15 protein-coding genes and 1 pseudogene are annotated in these 19,209 nt (G+C 64.8%); 5 read left to right on the forward strand and 11 right to left on the reverse strand.

Going from position 1 to position 19,209, the window contains the following annotated elements:
• From KQ307_RS08440 to KQ307_RS08455, 4 genes are read right to left on the reverse strand one after another with little or no spacing between them, the layout of a single operon-like run.
• Positions 1–1,053, reverse strand: coding sequence for a glycoside hydrolase family 130 protein (locus KQ307_RS08440; protein ID WP_259727669.1), 1,053 nt, complete (start codon positions 1,051–1,053; stop codon positions 1–3).
• The gene (locus KQ307_RS08445; RefSeq protein ID WP_259727670.1) at positions 1,050–2,162 is read right to left on the reverse strand and encodes a Gfo/Idh/MocA family protein; all 1,113 of its coding nucleotides are present in this window, start codon (positions 2,160–2,162) and stop codon (positions 1,050–1,052) included. The genes KQ307_RS08440 and KQ307_RS08445 overlap by 4 nt, the downstream gene beginning before the upstream one ends.
• Positions 2,159–4,429, reverse strand: coding sequence for a glycosyltransferase family 4 protein (locus KQ307_RS08450; RefSeq protein WP_259727671.1), 2,271 nt, complete (start codon positions 4,427–4,429; stop codon positions 2,159–2,161). The genes KQ307_RS08445 and KQ307_RS08450 overlap by 4 nt, the downstream gene beginning before the upstream one ends.
• Positions 4,426–5,742 (reverse strand): glycoside hydrolase family 130 protein, encoded by a 1,317-nt coding sequence (locus KQ307_RS08455; protein WP_259727672.1) that lies wholly within the window; start codon positions 5,740–5,742, stop codon positions 4,426–4,428. Before KQ307_RS08455 ends, KQ307_RS08450 begins: the two co-directional genes overlap by 4 nt.
• Positions 5,743–6,308: 566 nt before the next feature.
• Here KQ307_RS08455 and KQ307_RS08460 point away from each other — a divergent pair.
• The gene (locus KQ307_RS08460) at positions 6,309–6,461 is read left to right on the forward strand and encodes a DUF2256 domain-containing protein (RefSeq protein ID WP_259701121.1); all 153 of its coding nucleotides are present in this window, start codon (positions 6,309–6,311) and stop codon (positions 6,459–6,461) included.
• Positions 6,462–6,699: 238 nt separating this feature from the next.
• Here KQ307_RS08460 and KQ307_RS08465 read toward each other — a convergent pair.
• The 6 genes and pseudogenes from KQ307_RS08465 to lysA form a co-directional block, all read right to left on the reverse strand.
• Positions 6,700–7,227 (reverse strand): annotated as a pseudogene (locus KQ307_RS08465) (class I SAM-dependent methyltransferase); the annotation flags it as partial.
• Positions 7,224–8,171, reverse strand: coding sequence for a rhodanese-related sulfurtransferase (locus tag KQ307_RS08470; protein ID WP_259727673.1), 948 nt, complete (start codon positions 8,169–8,171; stop codon positions 7,224–7,226). The gene KQ307_RS08470 and the pseudogene KQ307_RS08465, both read right to left, overlap by 4 nt.
• Positions 8,161–9,162 carry a biotin synthase BioB gene (gene bioB / locus KQ307_RS08475; RefSeq protein ID WP_399254032.1) on the reverse strand — a complete coding sequence of 334 codons (1,002 nt, stop codon included), beginning with the start codon at positions 9,160–9,162 and terminating at the stop codon, positions 8,161–8,163. Before bioB ends, KQ307_RS08470 begins: the two co-directional genes overlap by 11 nt.
• Positions 9,163–9,203: 41 nt before the next feature.
• Complete coding sequence (locus KQ307_RS08480; RefSeq protein WP_259727675.1) at positions 9,204–9,998, reverse strand: isoprenyl transferase; 795 nt, start codon at positions 9,996–9,998, stop codon at positions 9,204–9,206.
• Entirely contained in the window at positions 9,995–10,864 is an 870-nt protein-coding gene (gene cdaA, locus KQ307_RS08485) for a diadenylate cyclase CdaA (RefSeq protein WP_259701082.1), read from the reverse strand. Before cdaA ends, KQ307_RS08480 begins: the two co-directional genes overlap by 4 nt.
• A 24-nt stretch (positions 10,865–10,888) precedes the next feature.
• Positions 10,889–12,304, reverse strand: coding sequence for a diaminopimelate decarboxylase (lysA, locus tag KQ307_RS08490; RefSeq protein WP_259727676.1), 1,416 nt, complete (start codon positions 12,302–12,304; stop codon positions 10,889–10,891).
• Positions 12,305–12,341: 37 nt separating this feature from the next.
• Here lysA and KQ307_RS08495 point away from each other — a divergent pair, with 37 nt between their 5' ends.
• The 4 genes from KQ307_RS08495 to KQ307_RS08510 all read left to right on the forward strand — a co-directional run bounded on the left by KQ307_RS08495 (position 12,342) and on the right by KQ307_RS08510 (position 18,356).
• Positions 12,342–12,836, forward strand: coding sequence for a GNAT family N-acetyltransferase (locus KQ307_RS08495; protein ID WP_259727677.1), 495 nt, complete (start codon positions 12,342–12,344; stop codon positions 12,834–12,836).
• A 189-nt stretch (positions 12,837–13,025) separates the two neighbouring features.
• Positions 13,026–15,584 carry an ATP-dependent Clp protease ATP-binding subunit gene (locus tag KQ307_RS08500; protein ID WP_259727678.1) on the forward strand — a complete coding sequence of 853 codons (2,559 nt, stop codon included), beginning with the start codon at positions 13,026–13,028 and terminating at the stop codon, positions 15,582–15,584.
• A gap of 282 nt (positions 15,585–15,866) precedes the next feature.
• On the forward strand, positions 15,867–16,601 hold the full coding sequence (locus tag KQ307_RS08505; RefSeq protein WP_259727679.1) for a dienelactone hydrolase family protein: 735 nt from the start codon (positions 15,867–15,869) through the stop codon (positions 16,599–16,601).
• An 81-nt stretch (positions 16,602–16,682) separates the two neighbouring features.
• Positions 16,683–18,356: a mechanosensitive ion channel family protein gene (locus KQ307_RS08510; RefSeq protein ID WP_259701086.1), complete on the forward strand. Its 1,674-nt coding sequence runs from the start codon at positions 16,683–16,685 to the stop codon at positions 18,354–18,356.
• Between the two features lie 10 nt (positions 18,357–18,366).
• On the opposite strand, the gene KQ307_RS08515 is transcribed toward KQ307_RS08510, so the two are convergent.
• The gene (locus KQ307_RS08515) at positions 18,367–19,158 is read right to left on the reverse strand and encodes a GNAT family N-acetyltransferase (RefSeq protein WP_259727680.1); all 792 of its coding nucleotides are present in this window, start codon (positions 19,156–19,158) and stop codon (positions 18,367–18,369) included.
• Positions 19,159–19,209 lie beyond the last annotated feature (51 nt).

Genomic DNA, 19,209 nt, shown 5'->3' on the forward strand with positions numbered 1-19,209 from the left:
TCAGGGCTGCCTGAGCAGGTCGCTCAGCCGCAGGGCAACCACTCCGCAGGCGCTGTCCGCGGCACCGCAGTAGATCAGCACCGTTTCCCCCTGAAGAATGATCCCGGTCGGGAAGATCACATCCGGCACAAACCCCCGGCACTCGTAGTCCAGCTCGGGCACCAGGATCAGCTTACCGGCCCTGCGGATCAGCGCGGGTTGGTCCGGATCCAGCAGCAGCAGGCCGGCGCCGTAACGGCCGACGCCACTCTCCCCTTCCCCCTTGTTGTTGCCGTGATAGATCGCCAGCCAGCCCTCAGGGGTGCGGATCGGTGGTGTTCCCGCCCCGATCCGGCCCCGATCCCAGGCGGCGGTGGCGCCCAGAAGCGGCTGGTGCCGGCCCCAGTGCAACAGGTCGGGTGAGGAGGCCAGCCAGATCTCGGGTCGGCAGAAGGCGTGGGCTGTGGTCGGCCTGTGCAGCGCCTGATACTGGCCACCGATTCGCTCGGGGAACAGCACGACATCCTTGTTCTCCGGACAGAAGATCACTCCGTGGTGCTGAAAGGAATGGAAATCCCGGGTTGAGGAAAGGGTTGTTGCAGCCCCATGACAGGACACGGCTACGGAGGTGATGTAATACCGGTCGTCGATCGGCGTGATGCGAGCATCTTCGATCCCATAGGCCTCGCAAGCCTGGCTGGGTCTGAGGATCTGCGACTCAGCCGCCGCCAGCTGCAGACCATCCGGGCTGCGAACAACCCTCAGATGGGAGGTGGATGTGAGACGAAGCAGGCCGGTCTGCCGGATCTGCACCACCCGTGCATCCAGCACGATCACCTCATGCTGCGGAAGCCAGTCGGTGATCACACAACCGGCTTCCGGATCCCAGCGCGGCAGCCCCACCCATCCCGGCCGAGCCTGCCTTGGGGCTTCAGCCACCCGGATCAGCAGGACAACGCCATCCGCCGTGGCCACAGCCCCCGGGTTGAGAACACCGACCACCCGCAGATCCTCCTGCGAAGGAGCCAGATCATCGGCTCGGAGCAGGCAGCGGCTGAACAGACGCGGAATCATGGGCTGGAATCAGCCAGCTCGGTGGCCGCGCAGGCCATGGCCAGCGATTGAAGGCCGTTCGCCTCGGTGATCAGCCGCGGATGGGAGCGATCGGCCAACCAGGCGAGCTGGTCAGCGAACAGGGCTCGCAGCAGCTCACAATAACGACGCATCTTTTCGGCATGCAGGCCTGCTCTGAGATCGATTTTCTGATACACATCAAAATCCTTGTGCCGCCCCAGAGCCAGCCGATCCGGGCCGGAATAGCTGTTGAGAACATCGAGCTGCGCATCAGGAAAAATCTCCATCAACGTGCGCGTCTGCGCCTCATCCACCACCGCCTTGAGCCGAACCCGGATGGGGACCCATTCATCAAGGGTCAGCTCACCGCGCTCAAACAACAGGCGGAATTCCTGGCGTTCCAGCCGTGCCGGCTGGGTGAACCCATGATAGAAGGTGACCAGGGCACCATTGCCATAGCGCACCACACACTGCACCTGCTCCTCCACGCCTGAGCCCGGACGCAGGATGCGCTGGGCGGCCACCACCTCCCCCTGGCCCAACCAGCCTTCAAACAGATCGAAGAAGTGCACGCCGTGTTCAATGAAAATGCCGCCACTTCTGGCACGATCCCAGAACCAGTGCTCCGGTGAGAGCCCTTCATCACCGGCGGCATTATCAAACCAGCCGTGCAGGAACTCGCCGAGCACCCGCGATTCGATCAGTCGGTGCACGGCCTCATACAGCGGGTTGTAGCGCTGCATCAGGTTGGCGATGCACAACTGATCACCGGCTCGGGCGAGCTGAAGGAGATCATCCGCCTGCTCCACCGTGAGAGCCAGCGGCTTTTCACAGATCACATGTTTCCCTGCTTCCAGGGCGGCACGCACCTGGGAATAGTGGAGGAACGGTGGCGTTGCGATGTAGACGAGATCCACCTCCTCCATTTGGAGCAGCGTCTCCACATCCAGCGGTTCAGTGACACCGAAGCGACGGGCCATGGCGATGGCCGCCTCACGATGGGTGCCGGCGATGGCAACAAGCTCCGCCCCCTCGACCTGAAGGAATTGCTGGAGGGCAAACAGGCCAAAACCGCCTGCTCCGATGGCGCCGATGCGGGTTCTGGTCATCGTTTTTGGTGGGGATGGCGAGCGTGTTCAAGAAGTCGCATCTCCTGGAGTGCCAGCAGAAAGGCGAGGGTCGATTCGGCACCCTGGTTCTGATTGACACTGTCGTCCTGAAGACCATCGAAGCAGCCCCCCGTGAGCGCGTTATAGAGGGGTAGGTGGAGATCGTTTCCACCGAGAAACCAGGCGAAAGCCCGCCACGCTTCATCCAGCCAGAAGTCATCGCCTGTGGCCGACCAGGCTTCGACGCAGGCGGAAACCGAAGCGCAGGCCTCCAGGGGTTGCTGGTCGAAGCTGGCCCGGAACTGACCTCGCCTCCAGAAACCGTTCGAGCCGATCGGCCTGAAGTGACCGGCCTCGGCGGTCTGCACAGCCATCAGCCAGCGCAGACTGCGCAGACCCACCTCGAGAGCGTCACTGCGTTGCGACCAGCGCCCGCTGAGAATCAGGGCATGCGGAAGCGAGGCGTTGTCATAACTGAGAACATTCTCGAACCATGGCCATTCATCCCCACAGGTGGCCTGGAAGGCGTCGAGCAACTGGTCGGTCAGCTGGTCGCGCATCAGATTGACGGTGCGATCACCACTCAGTTTTCGCAGGTATTCATGGATGGCCTTGAGCCCAAGGGCCCAGGCCCGTGGACTTGTTGTCTGCGTCACCGACGGCAACGCCAACCGAAAAAGATCCGCTGCCCAGTGACGCAGGTCGTCGCGTTGTGATCGCCCCACACAAGCACCCAGCGCCAGCAACGTGCGACCCAGGCAATCGTCGGAACCATCCTCATCGAGCCAGCTGCGCTCGAAACTCATGAAATTATGAAACCGACAGGTTTCGGGGATGAAGGCATGGTTGATGAACGACCCGTAACAGGTGGCAAGCGATTGCACGAGCGGGGTGACGTCACCCGATTCTTCAAGCATCACCAGCAACTGCAGGGCCCGGACATTGTCATCCGTGCAATAGCCTTCCTTGAAGTTGGGCAGCGTGTATTTAGCGTGCTGATAGATACCCGTTGAATCCGAAATTCGCTGGAGGTGCACCAGGCGCATCACCGGCAATTCGCGCGGTTCCTGCCCCAGGGGCGTAAGGAGAGCGTGGAGGGCAGAACCATTTCCACGCTCAAGCCGGGCACGCTCAAAGGAGGCGTAATACAGCGTGGCTGTATGGCTCCAGATCATGCCGCGGCCAAGCAGATAGGCCTGTTTACGCATGGCATGACGGCGGACATCATCCAGCAGCAGACCGATCAGCGCCTTGGCGATGGCGTCACTGTCGCGAAAGGGGACCAGAACCCCTCGCCCATCAGCGAGGAGCTCCTCGGCATGCCAGTAGGGGGTGGAGATCACCGCCTTGCCGCAACCAAAGGCATAAGACAGCGTGCCGGAGGTGATCTGGTCGGGATTCAGGTAGGGGGTGATGTAGATGTCTGCGACACCGAGAAAATCCTTCAACTCCTCAAAACCAACAAATCGGTTGTAGAAGATCACCTGCTTTCTCACCCCCAGCTCGATGGCCAGCCGTTCCAGGCTCAACCGGTAGGTCTCGCCCTGCTCACGCAAAAGATGGGGGTGGGTTGCGCCCAGAACGATGTACACCATCTCAGGGAACTCCTTGACCACCTCGGGCAAAGCACGGATCACGGTTTCGATTCCCTTGGCAGGTGAGATCAGCCCGAAGGTGAGCAGCACCTGTTTACCCTCAACGCCGAACTGATCCTTGTAATAGTTCGGATCCACAAACGGCATGTCTGGGACGCCGTGGGGAATCACATCCAGATGATCGGAGGGCACCTCATAGATTTCTTCGAGAATCCGCTTACCGCGATCGCTCATCACAATGATCCGGGTCGAAAGAGCGGCAACCTCCTTCATCACAAGGCGCTGCTCGGCGGTCGGCTCCTCCAGGATCGTATGGAGTTGGGTGACAACAGGGAGATGAACATTACGAAGCAGCGTCAGGATATGGCTGCCGGCTGGTCCACCATAGATGCCGAACTCGTGCTGTACACAGACAACATCGGCGTCGGTCAGATTCAGAAAGTCTGCCGCACGGCGATAGCTGTGGAGCTCCTGCTCGGCAATTTCAAAGCGAACTTCAGGAGGATAGGCATAGCCCTCCGGCACATCATTGACCGCAACAATGAAACAATCGTTACCGACTGCATCGTCTGTCAGCGAGCGATAGACGGAATGGGTGAAGGTGGCGATTCCGCACTTGCGCGGCAGATAGTCGCCAACAATGGCAATCTTGCGTGTGGATCTTGGTTTCAAGGATTGTCCTCCATTCGAGTGGCTTTAAAGGCGCCCAACAACTCCTCAACCGATAGGGTGGCAAAACTGGTGGACTGATCACTCATGGCATACGGTAAAATCAGTTTACCGGCATGGATCAGCGATCCGCAGCTATACACCACATTGGGTACATATCCTTCACGTTCCTCCTGGGTTGGCTCCAGCAGCGGCTCCGTCAGGCGCCCGATCACCCGGCCGGGGTCTTCGAGGTCGAGCAGGATCGCTCCGATCGTGTAGCGGCGCATCGGCCCCACACCATGGGTCAGCACCAGCCAGCCGGCCTCGGTTTCAATCGGCGAACCACAGTTGCCGATCTGTACGAATTCCCAGGGATAGGTGGGTCGCATCAGGATGCTTTTCTCATACCAGAAGTTCAGCTGATCGGAATACATCAAGTAGATATTTTCACCATCCTGCCTGGAGAGCATGGCGTAATGGCCCCTCACTTTTCGCGGGAAAAGAGCCATGCCTTTGTTCTCCACCTCGGGCCCATTCAAGGTGCTGATTTTGAAATGGCTGAAATCCTTGGTTTCGAGAAGTTGAGGGAAAACCAGTTGCCCATCATAGGCACTATAGGTTGCATAATAAGTTGTCTGGCCATCATCATCACAGAAGGCAACAAAACGAGCATCCTCAATTCCTCGCCTTTCGGTGGGAGAGGTGGGAAAGATCACCCGCTCCGAGCAGTCATCACCCGTGTCAAAACTGATCTCGTAATTGGCCCGCGCCAGGGACAGAACACTCTCCGCCACCTGCAGGCTGTCTCCAGTTCCGAATCGATCCCGACGCAGCGCCTGGTTGGTCAGCACGGTGAGCTGCTCAAAGCTGAAATGATCCTGCAGCTGATCCATCAACCGTTGGGCAAACGGTGAAAGCAGCCCCAACTCAAGCAGCTTGCGCTCGAACAGATATTTGTCATAACTTGGGTTGGGATGGACATCCGCAGCGGCCACAAAAGGGCTCGGCACATCAAGCACAATGTCCAGCTGACGATTGATCACCCCGGTGCGGAAGACAATCGAGGAAATATGGCCCTCACCGGTGGCACGCAGGCTCAGCAGAAAGCGCAGGCTGCCCTCTTCCAGGCCCGACTGATCGGGGTGTGGCACGATCGACGGGTTGAATAGAGCCGCCGCTTCGAGCGAGTATTCCAGTGTGAAGTAGGCGCCGATCAGCAGCCGCTCACAATGATTCAGGGGCTGGTCGGAGATCAGATACTCGCGCGCATGATCAAAGCGGCTGAGCAGAAATGTCTGCAGCTTTTCATGGCGGCCTTCGAATCGCTCCAGCATGAGGGCTGCTTCATGCTCCGCATCAGAGCGACTCAGGGATGTGACCCGAGCGACGATGCGTTGAACCCGCTCCCTGTTGCTCCATTCAAAGGGTCTGAAAAAGACACGGGAAGGATCGGGCCGAATCTGAATTGACGTTCTATTGACTTGGACAGTCATGGTTGATGATCTCTTCCGATCCGTGAAAAATGGCTAGAGTGATGACTTGATCGCTGATGCGTTCACTCTGCCGTTTCTCAACCCCTTGCCTCCATTCAGGCTAGGTTGCCGCCGGCCCCGGGTAACAGGCAGGATCCAGGCAGGCTTGAGAAATTGGCCTGGATCGCTCTTCCCTCTCCTGTGGCCGGCCGAGCACCGATCCGCCCTGGCTCCTCGCTGGCCACAACTGGCTCAGGGCCATGTTGATCATGGCAAGTTGGTTGGTTAGGCAAGCAGGCCAGAATTGGGGCCAGAAAGCCTCGCTGAATGGCTGCTGAACTGCGGATCATCGATTGATCTTCAGCCCAGAAGCAGCGATTGATCGGCGATCCATCTCCAGGATCCGCATCCTTATCCTTCAATCATCCATGCCCGCTCCCGCCGAACGAGCCACCAAGGTCTGTCCGGTCTGCGGAAGGCCCTTTCAATGGCGCCGGAAATGGAAAGAGGTCTGGGAGCAGGTGCGCTACTGCTCGGAGCGCTGCCGTCGCCGCAGGTCGATGGCGTCCAGCCCGAAGTGAGCGGCGGGGCCGGGGGCTTGAACGCCCTGAAACGCAGCCGCACGTAGTCGGCCACCCAGAGGCCATCAGCTTGTTGCAGGGCCAAGCGAAGGCTGGCCACCACCTCCTCGATCAGGGCGGGACGCTGCTCGGGGGAAACCGCACCGGTGTAGGTGTGGCAGAAGGTTTCGATCCAGGCCCCCACCGACCCCGGCAGCGGCGTGGGGCGCGGGATCAGCTCGATCCGCTCCACCTCGAAACCGGCCGCCTCCAGCAGGCTGCGGTAGGCGGCCGGTCCGGGGAAGAACGTGTCGGGTTCCACCGCCAGCCCGCGCCTGGCCAGGGCAGCGACCAGGGCGCGGTGGATGGCCGCCACATTGCCCTGACCACCAGACTCGGCCACGAAGCGTCCGCCCGGCCGCAGGGCCCGGAAGACCCCCTCGATCACCGGCTCCGGCGGCAGCATCCAGTGCAGGGCGGCGTTGGAGAACACCGCCTCGAACATGTCGCTGAACGGCAGCGACTGGCCGTGAAGCTGGCGTGCATCGAGGCCGAGCTCCCGGGCCGCCGCCACCATCGCCGCGCTGGCATCGACACCGATCACGACGCAGCCGTGCTCGACCAACCGCCGGGTGAGGGCCCCATCGCCGCAGCCCAGGTCGAGGATCCGCTCGCCGGGCTGGGGATCGAGCCACTCCAGCACCGCACCGGCCAGATCGGACACGAAGCGGGCGTTGGCCGCGTAGCGCTCGGCGTTCCAGCTCTGGCTGCTGGCTGCAGCGTTCATGGCGAAGGGAGGCCGAGGTGGGCCTGGCCCCGCTGGCGGGCCAGACCGATCTGGCGCTGACGCTCGGCGAAGCGGCCGCGATCGGCATCGCTGAAGCGTGCGATGCAGTGATGGCAGCTCACCCCTGCCTCGAAACCGGCCTGCTGACGGTCCGCCGGGGAAAGCGGCAATCCGCAGGCATGGCAGAGGCTATGGCTGCCCGGCTGCAGCCGGTGGTCGAGCGCCACCCGATGATCGAAGACGAAGCACTCGCCGCTCCAGCGGCTCTCGGCCTCGGGAATCTCCTCCAGATAGCGCAGGATGCCCCCCTGCAACTGATGCACCCCCTCAAACCCCTGCTGGAGGAGGTAGGCCGTGGCCTTCTCGCAGCGGATGCCACCGGTGCAGAACAGGGCCAGCCGGCGGGGTTGCTGCGCGGCCACCCGGGGCCTGAGCTCCCGCTCCACCCAGGCGGGGAACGCACCGAAGCGCTCGATGCCCGGATCGAGCGCCCCTGCAAACGTGCCGACCGCCACTTCGTAGCCATTGCGGGCGTCGATCACCAGGGTGTCTGGATCGTCGACCAGGGCGTTCCATTGCTGCGGCGGCACCCTGCTGCCCGCGCCATCGAGCGGCCGCACCGTCGGGCAACCCAGGGTGACGATCTCCCGCTTCCGCCGCACCTTGAGGCGGTGAAAGCCCGGCTCGGCGCTCCAGCTGGTCTTCACCTCCAGATCAGCCAGGCCCGGTTGCGCCTGCAGCCAGGCCAGCAGATCAGCCACACCAGCGGCAGGTCCACAGACCGTGCCGTTCAGCCCCTCCTCAGCCAGCAGCACCGTGCCGCTCAGCTGGCCCGCTGCCCCCCGCTCCCGGATGCCGCGCTGGAGGACCTCAAGCCCGTCGCTGTCCAGGGGCACGAAGCGGTAGAAGGACGCCACCTGGAAGGCCGCCGGCTCAGCGCCCATCCACCGGCTCCACCTGCACACCGGCCGCCGCCAGCAGCTCCCGGTCCGCCGCCACGTCGGGATTCCCGGTGGTGAGCAGGGTATCGCCGTAGAAAATCGAATCGGCCCCCGCCTGCAGACAGAGGATCTGGGCCTCACGGTTGAGCTGCTGCCGGCCGGCACTGAGGCGCACCCGGCTGCTGGGCATCAGGATCCGGGCCGTGGCCACCATCCGCACCAGCTCCAGGGGATCGAGCGGCGCCTGCTCCTCCAGGGGCGTGCCCTCCACCGCCACCAGCACGTTGATCGGCACGCTCTCGGGGTGGGGCTCCAGGTTGGCGAGCACCTGCAGCAGGCCGGCCCGATCGCGCAGGCTTTCACCCAGGCCGATGATGCCGCCGCTGCAGACGGTGATGCCGGCCCGACGCACCCGCGCCAGGGTGTCCAGCCGCTCCTGGTAAGTGCGGGTGGTGATGATCTGGCCGTAGTGCTCGGGGCTGGTGTCGAGGTTGTGGTTGTAGGCGGTCAGCCCCGCCGCCGCCAGGCGCTCGGCCTGGCCATCGGTGAGCATGCCGGCGGTGACGCAGGCCTCCAGTCCCAGCTGCCTCACCCCCCTCACCATCGCCAGCATCGCTTCGAAGGGGGCTCCATCGCGGATGTCACGCCAGGCCCAGCCCATGCAGAAGCGGTGGGCGCCGGCCTGCCTGGCCGCCCGTGCCTGCTCCAGCACGGGTTCCACTGCCAACGCCGGCCGGCCGGCCACGTCGGCGCTGTTGTGCATCGACTGGGGGCAGTAGGCGCAATCTTCCTCGCAGCCGCCGGTCTTGACGCTCAGCAGGGAGGCCAGCTGGACCCGGTAGCCAGGGTTGGCGGCGCGGTGCACCTGCTGGGCCCGCCAGAGCAACTCCAGCAGGGGCAGCTCCAGCAAGGCCTGGATCTCCTCACGGCTCCAGTCATGGCGGAGGGGGATGGGGCACTCCGGAGCGCGGTGGGGTGGGGCGGTGGGGGAGATCAAGGCAATCTTCTGGGACAGGGATGGTGGGGCTTCCCGGCTCACGGCGCGACCGGCTCGACGCCGCCGAAGCGCCGCTGGCGGTTCTGATAATCGAGCAGCGCCCGCACCAGAGCCGCCTGATCAAAATCCGGCCAGAGCACATCGGTGATGTGGATCTCGGCGTAGGCCAGCTGCCAGAGCAGGAAATTGCTGATCCGGTATTCACCGCTGGTGCGGATCAGCAGGTCGGGATCCACCTCACCGGCCGTCTCGAGCTGGGCGGCGAAGGCCGCCTCATCGATCGCCGCCGGGTCGAGCGCTCCCCTGGACACCTCCATAGCCAGCTGACGGGCCGCCTGGACCAGTTCACGCCGGCCACCGTAATTGGTGCAGACATTGAAGTGGATGCCGGTGTTGGCGGCGGTGCGCTCCGTGGCCGCCTCGATCAGCCGCTGCAGCCCGGCCGGAAGCTGGCCGAGATCACCGAGAAAGCGGATCCGCACCTGTTCGCGCTCCAGCCCCTCCAGTTCCCTGGCCAGAACGCGCTCGAACAGGGTCATCAGGAAACTCACCTCCTCGCCGGGTCGGTTCCAGTTCTCGGTGGAGAAGGCGTAGGTGGTGAGGGCGCCGATGCCCCAGTCGCTGCAGAGGCGCAGGGTGCGCTTCAAGGCCTCGACACCCTCGCGGTGACCCATCACCCGCGGCAGGTTGCGCTGCTTTGCCCAGCGGCCGTTGCCGTCCATGATCACCGCCACATGGGCGGGCAGACGGGCAGGATCCAGCAGGTCCGGCAGGGGAGCCAGCGGTTGCCGGGACGCCAGGATCGGGTCGGTGGTCGCCAGGGAGCGACTCATGCGCGGGATTCAGGCGTGTCCTGCGTCACGCTACGCCCAGTGGGAAGGGACAGCACCGATCCAGGGCCAGGGCCGGGCTTGGCGGGTGGCTTCTGGGCGGGCTGGGCCACCGCCGCGCTCAGCAGCTCCCGCAACCGACTGCTGGTGATCGGTCGCTCCAGGCGCCCCTGGCGGGCCAGCGAGAGGGTGCCGGTCTCCTCGGAGACGACGATGCAGAGGCAACGGTCGAACCGTTCGGTGATCCCCATCGCGGCCAGGTGGCGGGTGCCGTAGCGGGCGATGCCCTGCCGCGACAACGGCAGAATCACCCCGGCCGAAAGGATGCGGTTGCCCTTCACCAGCAGGGCACCGTCATGGAGAGGGGTGTCGGCGGCAAAGAGATTGAGCAGCAGGTCGACGGAAAGCAGGGCGTCCAGCTCGATGCCGGGGTTGAGGAAATCCTCCGGGCGCAGATCACTGCCGAGGTCGAGCAGGATCAGGGCTCCCCGGCGGCTCTGGGAGAGGCGCCCGGCCGCTTCGGTGAGCTGCGCCACCGAGCCGGACAACGCCTGATCCTCCTTCTGGCTCCCCAGCAGCACGTCCAGTCGTCCGGTGCCGAGCAGCTCCATCAAGCGCCGCAATTCGCCCTGCCAGAGGATGGCCAGAGCGAGGCTGCAGCCCAGCACCACCGCTTCGAGCAGGCGGGTGGTGAGCGGCAGGTCGGCGAACCGCTGGACCACCCAGACCAGGGCCACCAGAAACAGCCAGCCCCGCAGCAACCAGAGGGTGCGGGGCTCCCGGACCCTGGCCAGCAGCAGCACACCGAGAGCCGAAGCGAACAGCAGGTCCAGCACCACACGGATGTCCAGAAACCCCAGCCAGATCACAACGACGAACCATCAAGGCTGGCCTCAGGGTACCGGCGAGAACCGTTCGGGTAATCGGTCGTAGCGCAGCAATTCCTCCGGCCGCTCGCGCCGCTGCACCAGTTCGGCCTCACCCCCCTGCACCAGAACCGTCGCCGGCCTGGGGATGCGGTTGTAATTGGAAGCCATCGAGGCGTTGTAGGCGCCGGTGGCGAAGACGGTGATCACATCGCCACAGCGGCTGGCCGGCAGGGGGAGGTCATGGAGCAGCACATCCCCGGATTCACAGTGCTTGCCGGCCAGGGTCACCGTTTCGGAGGGCGGCGCAGTGGGCTGGTCGGCCAGCACCGCCGTGTAGGCCGACTGATAGGTGATCGGACGAGGGTTGTCGCTCATGCCGCCATCGACGGAGAGATAGGTGCGCAGACCCGGGATCTGCTTGCGGCTGCCGATCGCGTAGAGGGTGAGGCCCGCCGTGGCCACCAGGGAGCGACCCGGTTCGCACAACAGACGGGGCAGGGCCAGGCCGCGCTCGCTGCAGGCGGCCACCACCGCTTCGGCCACACCCTTCACCCAGGCCTGAATCGAGGGGGGATCATCACTGGCCACATAACGGATGCCGAGCCCACCGCCGACGTTGAGATCACCGCAGGGGTGTCCGAGCGAGCGGGCCAGGGCGAGGGCATCGGCCATCACCCCGGCCAGATCGTGGTGGGGCTGGAGCTCAAAGATCTGGGAGCCGATGTGGGCATGGAGGCCATCGAGCCGGGCCCAGCTGCAGCCCGCCAGCTGCCGCAGCACCGGCTCGAGCTGATCGGGATCGAAACCGAACTTGCTGTCGAGGTGACCGGTGCGGATGTACTCGTGGGTGTGGCACTCGATGCCGGGTGTGAAGCGGAGCATCAATCGCACCGGCGCCTTGCCGGCCGGGGCCAGCTCGGCCAGCAGGGCGAGATCGAGTGCGTTGTCGACCACCACGGTCACCCCCTGGTCCAGCGCCAGGGCGAGCTCCTCCTTCGACTTGTTGTTGCCGTGCAGCACGATCCGCTCGGCGGGCATGCCGCCCTGCAGTGCCGTGAGCAGTTCACCGGTTGAAACGGCATCGAGGCCCAGGCCCTCGGAGGCCACCAGGGCGCTCAGCATCAGGCTGCTGTTGGCCTTGGAGGCATAGAGGGCGAGGGCGGGGCCGGGGTAGTGGGCGGCGAGGGCCTCCCGGTAGGCCCGGCAACTGGCCCTGAGGGTGTCTTCGTCGAGCACGTACAACGGCGTTCCGTAGGTGCGGGCCAGCTCACTGAGCCCACAGCCCCCCACCTCCAGACGCCCGAGGGAATCGAGCCTGGTGGTGAGCGGGGTCAGGTTGCGGTTAGGGCTGAGCCGATCCTGGCTCGGCTCCAGAAACGGAGCATGGCCGGCTGCGGAGATGGATCCGTCGATTCCGCTCGGCACGAGGAAGGTGGTCATTGTGATCAACGCTGGCCCTGGTGATCCAATCGTAAGGATGGGAACGAATTCCACCGGGGCCGCGGCGGCTCGACCCGGAGAGCGGGATCGATCGCCGCGCCGGCTTTCGATCGACGACCTGACGGCCTGTTGCGCCCTCGACCAGCTGGCTCTCGACGGCCTGTGGACCCCGATCCAGTGGCGGCAGGAGCTCGATGACCCCGATCGGCTCTGCCTGGGCCTCGGCCCCGCCACCGAGCTCGCCGCCATGGGCATCGCTGCGGTCGTCCTCGATGAGCTGCATGTGTCCCTGGTGGCGGTGCACCCGGAGCGGCGGCGGCGGGGCCTCGGGCGCCTGCTGCTGCAGACCCTGCTCCGGGAGGGCGGCGCCAGGGGCTGCCGGCGGGCCACTCTGGAGGTGTCTGAGGCGAACGGGGCTGGGATCGCCCTGTACGCCGCCCTTGGTTTCCGCGCGGCCGGCCGACGTCGCAGTTACTACCGCAATGGAGACGATGCTCTGATCCAATGGGCTGAGCTCAAATCGCAGGAGTGAGACCTGTTGATTGCAAAGGTTCGGATTGCCGCCCATTCTTGATGCGGAAGGCCGAAGAGTTCGCTGCTGTGATGTATCAAAAAGGCACTGTCCAGCCCAGTCTTTCCAAAGGACTTGGCTGATGTGCTCCTGGAGGCTCCGCCACCCGCTCAGCCCTGATAAGTTGGATGCACTTGCACAGGTCCGCCCATGTTCGAGCGGTTTACTGAGAAGGCCATCAAGGTCATCATGCTGGCCCAGGAAGAGGCCCGCCGTCTCGGCCACAATTTTGTCGGCACGGAGCAGATTCTGCTCGGCTTGATCGGAGAAGGCACCGGCGTGGCCGCCAAGGTGCTCAAGTCGATGGGCGTCAACCTCAAGGATGCCCGCGTCGAGGTGGAGAAGATCATCGGCCGGGGCTCCGGCTTCGTGGCCGTGGAGATCCCCTTCACCCCGCGAGCCAAGCGGGTTCTGGAACTGTCCCTTGAGGAGGCCCGTCAGCTCGGCCACAACTACATCGGTACCGAACACCTGCTGCTCGGCCTGATCCGGGAAGGCGAGGGCGTGGCCGCCAGGGTTCTTGAAAATCTCGGTGTCGACCTGGCCAAGGTGCGCACCCAGGTGATCCGCATGCTCGGTGAAACGGCCGAAGTGGCCGCCGGCAGCGGCAGCAAGGGATCCACCAAGACCCCCACCCTCGATGAATTCGGCAGCAACCTCACCCAGCTCGCCGCCGAGGGCAAGCTCGACCCCGTCGTCGGTCGTCACAACGAAATCGACCGGGTGGTTCAGATCCTCGGTCGGCGCACCAAGAACAATCCCGTGCTGATCGGTGAACCCGGCGTCGGCAAAACCGCCATCGCCGAAGGGCTCGCCCAGAGGATCACCCAGGGCGAAATCCCCGACATTCTCGAGGACAAGCGCGTTCTCACCCTCGACATCGGCCTGCTGGTGGCCGGCACCAAATACCGGGGCGAATTCGAGGAACGGCTCAAGAAGATCATGGAGGAGATCCGCAGTGCCGGGAACGTGATCCTGGTGATCGACGAGGTCCACACCCTGATCGGTGCCGGCGCCGCCGAAGGCGCCATCGATGCCGCCAACATCCTCAAGCCCGCCCTGGCCAGGGGCGAACTTCAGTGCATCGGCGCCACCACCCTCGACGAATACCGAAAGCACATCGAGAGGGATGCTGCCCTGGAGCGGCGCTTCCAGCCGGTGATGGTGGGCGAGCCCACCGTGCTCGACACGATCGAGATCCTGCGCGGGCTGCGCGAGCGCTACGAACAGCACCATCGCCTGCGGATCAGCGACGAAGCCCTGGTGGCCGCCGCCACCCTCGGCGACCGCTACATCAGCGATCGGTTCCTCCCCGACAAGGCCATCGACCTGGTCGACGAGGCCGGCAGCCGGGTGAGGCTGCTGAACTCCAAGCTGCCGCCTGCCGCCAAGGAACTCGACAAGCAACTGCGCGGCGTTCAGAAGCAGAAGGAGGACTCCGTGCGCCAGCAGGATTTCGGCAAGGCCGGCGAGTTGCGCGACAAGGAAGTGGAACTGCGGGAGCAGATCCGCCTGATTCTCCAGAACCGCCGCGAGGAGGAACCTGCCGCCTCCGCCGACGAGGCAGCCGCCGGAGCGGAAGCCACAATCGGTCTTGAGATGCCCCTGGCCGGCGCCGGTGGCGACCGCAGCCCCGTGGTCACCGAGGAAGACATCGCCCAGATCGTCGCCTCCTGGACCGGAGTCCCGGTGCAGAAGCTCACCGAGAGCGAGTCGGTGAAGCTGCTCAACATGGAGGAAACCCTCCACCAGCGCCTGATCGGCCAGGACGAAGCGGTCAAGGCCGTGTCCAAGGCGATCCGCCGCGCCCGGGTGGGTCTGCAGAACCCCAACCGACCGATCGCCAGCTTCATCTTCTCCGGCCCCACCGGCGTCGGTAAAACCGAGCTCACCAAGTCACTCGCTGCCTACTTCTTCGGCAGCGAAGACGCCATGATCCGGTTGGACATGTCGGAATTCATGGAGCGCCACACGGTCAGCAAGCTGATCGGCTCTCCTCCGGGCTATGTGGGCTTCAACGAAGGTGGCCAGCTCACCGAAGCCGTTCGTCGCCGCCCCTACACGGTGGTGCTGTTCGATGAGATTGAAAAGGCACACCCGGATGTGTTCAACCTGCTGCTGCAGTTGCTCGAAGATGGTCGCCTCACAGACTCGAAAGGCCGCACCGTCGATTTCAAGAACACCTTGATCATCATGACCTCGAACATCGGTTCGAAGGTGATCGAGAAGGGTGGCGGGGGCCTCGGTTTCGAATTCTCCGGTGCAGCCGCCGAAGAAACCCAGTACAACCGGATTCGTTCGCTTGTGAACGAGGAGCTGAAGCAATACTTCCGCCCTGAGTTCCTCAATCGTCTTGATGAAATCATCGTCTTCCGGCAACTCAGCCGCGACGAAGTGAAGCAGATCGCTGAGATCATGCTGCGGGAGGTGTTTGGCCGCATCCGCGAGAAAGGCATCGAGCTCTCGGTCACCGAGGCCTTCAAGGAACGGCTGGTCGAAGAGGGTTACAACCCCAGCTACGGGGCAAGGCCGCTCCGCCGAGCCGTCATGCGCCTGCTCGAAGACAGCCTGGCTGAGGAGTTCCTCTCCGGCCGGATCAAGGATGGCGACGCGGCCATCGTCGATATCGACGACGACAAGCAGGTGGTGATCCGCTCCAGCAGCGCATCGATCACGCCTGAACCGGCCCTGGCCGGAGCCAGCGCCTGAGCGTGACCAAACCCTCCAGCCCCGCCGCGCCAGGCGGAGGTTGGAGGGACGTGGGTGTCACACCGCCAGGACACCTGCAACACGCTCTCAACGGGCTGGGTCCTTACTCTTGACCCATGAAAGACATCGATCCGATCGAAACACCATCGGCTTCCGAGCAAGCCGGCCAATCCGATCCAGCCAGCCCTTCGAAGCCCCCCATCGATGAATCCTGGGCCTCCGGTCAGCGCAAGCGTTATCTCGCCTCGCTGCCACACCAAGACCCCTAACTGATATGGCGCGGTGAGCACCCCCCGGCTGATTGAAGGGATCGTCTCCATCCCGGTGGCTGGCCACAGCCTGACCGCCTACCGGGCCATGCCCAGGGCAGACCAACCCCTGCCGGTGCTGCTGGTGGTCCAGGAAATCTTCGGGCTGCACCCCCACATCCAGGCCGTCTGCCGGCGGCTGGCCAGCCTGGGCTACCTGGCTGTTGCCCCCAGCCTTCAGGAGCGCCAGGGGGACGTGGCCAGCCAGCCCGATCTGGCCGGGATCTACGCCATCGTGGCCCGGGTGCCCGATCACCAGGTCCTGGCAGATCTCGATGCCTGCGTGGCCTGGGCAGGCAGCGAATGCAACGGTGAGATCTCCCGGCTCGGTATCACCGGTTTCTGCTGGGGCGGGCGGATCACCTGGCTGTATGCGGCCCACAACCCCCAGCTCAGGGCGGGTGTGGCCTGGTACGGCCGTCTTGACAGCCCGCCCACGGCCCTCCAGCCGATGGTGCCGACAGCCCTGGCCTCCAAGCTCCAGGCACCGGTGCTCGGCCTCTATGGCGGCCAGGACGAGATCATTCCCCTGGCATCGATCGAGCGGATGCAGCAGGCACTCGAGCAAGCCGGCAGCCCCAGCCGCATCGTCGTCTACCCCGACGCCCCCCATGGCTTCCACGCCGACTACCGCGACACCTACCGCCCGGCAGCGGCAGCCGACGGCTGGGGCCGAATGCGGGACTGGTTCACGGCCCACGGCGTCTGAAGCGGGGAAGCGGCGCTGCGCAATGGCAGGGCGGAATCTAGGCTGAGCCAGTGATTGCAAGCGATTCGATTGGTTGCCGGAATGGCTGCTCCCGACCGTCCGGAGCGCACCCTCTTCAAGAGGGCCAGATGGCAGCGTCAGCTGCTGGCCCTGCTGCTGGGAATCTGGATCGTTTCGGCGGGAGCGCCATCGCCGGCGAAGGACCCAGCCAGCCCTCCCGCCGGTTCGGGCTGCGCTGAAGAGCCGGCCTGGATCACCCTTGATGGGCGACGCATCGCCGAGGTGCGCGGCGGGGCAGGCGTCCAGAGCGCCAGGACCGTGGCGAAACTGGCAACGGAGCGGCTGACGGGCCTTGCCAACGATTACAGCTTCAATCCGGCCGACTTCGTGCTGCGCGAAGACCCTCCCTACACGATCCTCGGCATCGAGCGGGATGGGCAGTTCAGCAAGAAGATGGCTTTCGATGATCGGATCGCCACCTGCTTCGGCCTAAGCAGGCAGGCCCTGGCCGCCGATTACCGCGACAGCTTTCAGCAGGGCATCCTGCGCTACCGGCAGGACAACTCCCTGGTCTCCTGGCTGCGGGGCACGGGTCTGGCCCTGCTGGTGCTCGGCATCTACATCCTCTGGTTGCGATTTCAGCTGGGGCTGAATCGAACGATCAGGGGCTGGCTGACCAACAGCAACAACCAGCAACGGCTCTGCCTCCGCATCGCCGGTAATCAGGTGCTGGATTCCAGCCAGGTGAGACCACTCCTCCTGCTGGTCTGGCAAGCAAGCCAATGGGCTCTGCTGCTGCTGGTCAGCTACCTGCTGATCCCCCTGCTGCTGGGCTTCTTCCCCCCCACCCAGGCCGTCGCCGCGGGCCTGAGGGGCCAGGTGCTCGGGGTGGTCGGCCGGTTGATCCAGGCGATGGTCGCCGCCATTCCAGGGCTGTTGTCGATCGCGCTGATCCTGGCGATCACCGTGCTGGTGATCCGGGCCAGCAACGCCTGGTTCAAGGCCCTGGAGCACGGCACCCTGCGCATTCCCGGCTTCTACACCGAGTGGGCGAGCCCCACCGCCAGGCTCGCCTCCGTCTTCATCGCCCTGATCGGCCTGGCTGTCGCCTTTCCCTATCTGCCGGGCTCCGGGAGCAAGGCCTTTCAGGGAGCAGGCCTGCTGCTGGGCCTGCTGGCCGCCCTTGGCTCCAGCGCCGTGGCCACCAACATCATCAGCGGCCTGATGCTGATCTACACCCGCGCCTACAAGGAAGGCGACCGGGTCGAGATCAACGGCGTGGTGGGTGTGGTGCAGGACCGGGCCCTGCTGGTGACCCGGTTGCAGACCCCCCGCAACGAACTGGTGAGCATTCCGAATGCAACGGTGATCGGCGCCTCGGTGGTGAACTACAGCTTCTCCCGACGGGAGATCCAGCAGCCGGTGGCCCTCGCCACCACGATCACGATCGGCTACGACGTGCCCTGGCGCCAGGTGCACGCCCTGATGCTGGCGGCAGCAGGCAGTGTCGAGGGGATCAGCAGCGAAATCAATCCCTTCGTGCTGCAGACATCGCTGAATGATTTCCACATCAGCTACGAACTGACGGCCTTCATCCAAGACCCGGACAGCTATCGCCAGAGCCTCTCCGCCCTGCTGGGTGCCCTGCAGGACCAGTTCGCCGCCGCCAATGTGGAAATCCTCTCTCCCGGCTATCACGCGATTCGCAACGGCAACCGCAGCACCGTGCCGATCAGTCCGACCCAGCCGTCCTGAGAGCAGCCATTCAGCCGGCCGGCCGCAGATAGAGCTCCAGCACACCAGCGCGGCCGAAGCCCATGGCGGCATAGAGCGACTCCGCACCCGCCGAAGCCTGCAGCAGGGTGAGACGGGCCCCGCGGGCGGCGCCGGCCGCAATCGCCGCCGCGGTCACCGCCCGACCCAGCCCCATGCTCCGCCAGGCCGGCAGCGTTCCCACCCAGAGGATGGAGCCGGTTCCGTCCAGCACCAGGGAGGTGGCCACAGCCAGCAGCTCCGAGCCCAGTACAACGCCGTAGGTGAGCGGCGACTCCGCCGAACCATCCCCCAGCAGGGTCTCGGCCGCCAGCTGGCCCATGGCGGCGGGGGCAGCGAAGCTGAGCGCGGCACAGCGTCCATAGGCCTGGGCGAAGGCCGGCCCCAGCGGCAGCAGTTCAGCCCCCGGCACCGCCATCGCCACCCGTTGCCCCGGATTGGCGGTGGCCGCCAGCAGGGGCGCCGTGGCTGAGTTCATCAACGCCGCCGGGCTGAGCCGCTGATAGCCGAGCTCAAGCAACTGCCTCCCCTGCTCTGCGGGGCGTTGATCGGGCCAGCAGAGCCAGATGCAGGGCCTGCCACCTCGCCGGAAGAAGGCATCGAGCCGCGCCAGGCTGGCAGCCGTCCAGGCGGTGCCGGCGCTGATCACACAGTTGGCGAAGGGGTGGGGGATCGGCGCTGCGAACCAGCCGGCGTCCCCCTCGGTGTGCCAGCTGCCACCCCGCCGGCCCAGCTGGGCAAAGCCATGGGCCATCAGCCGCCTGGAGATCGCGGGTTCCGTCATCGTTGCCCGGCGCGGCGGGATCAGAACGGAATCCTCACAGACACGTCTGGG

It is taken from the genome of Synechococcus sp. CS-1326, from assembly GCF_025128115.1.
In the GTDB taxonomy this organism is placed as follows: Bacteria; Cyanobacteriota; Cyanobacteriia; order PCC-6307; family Cyanobiaceae; genus Regnicoccus.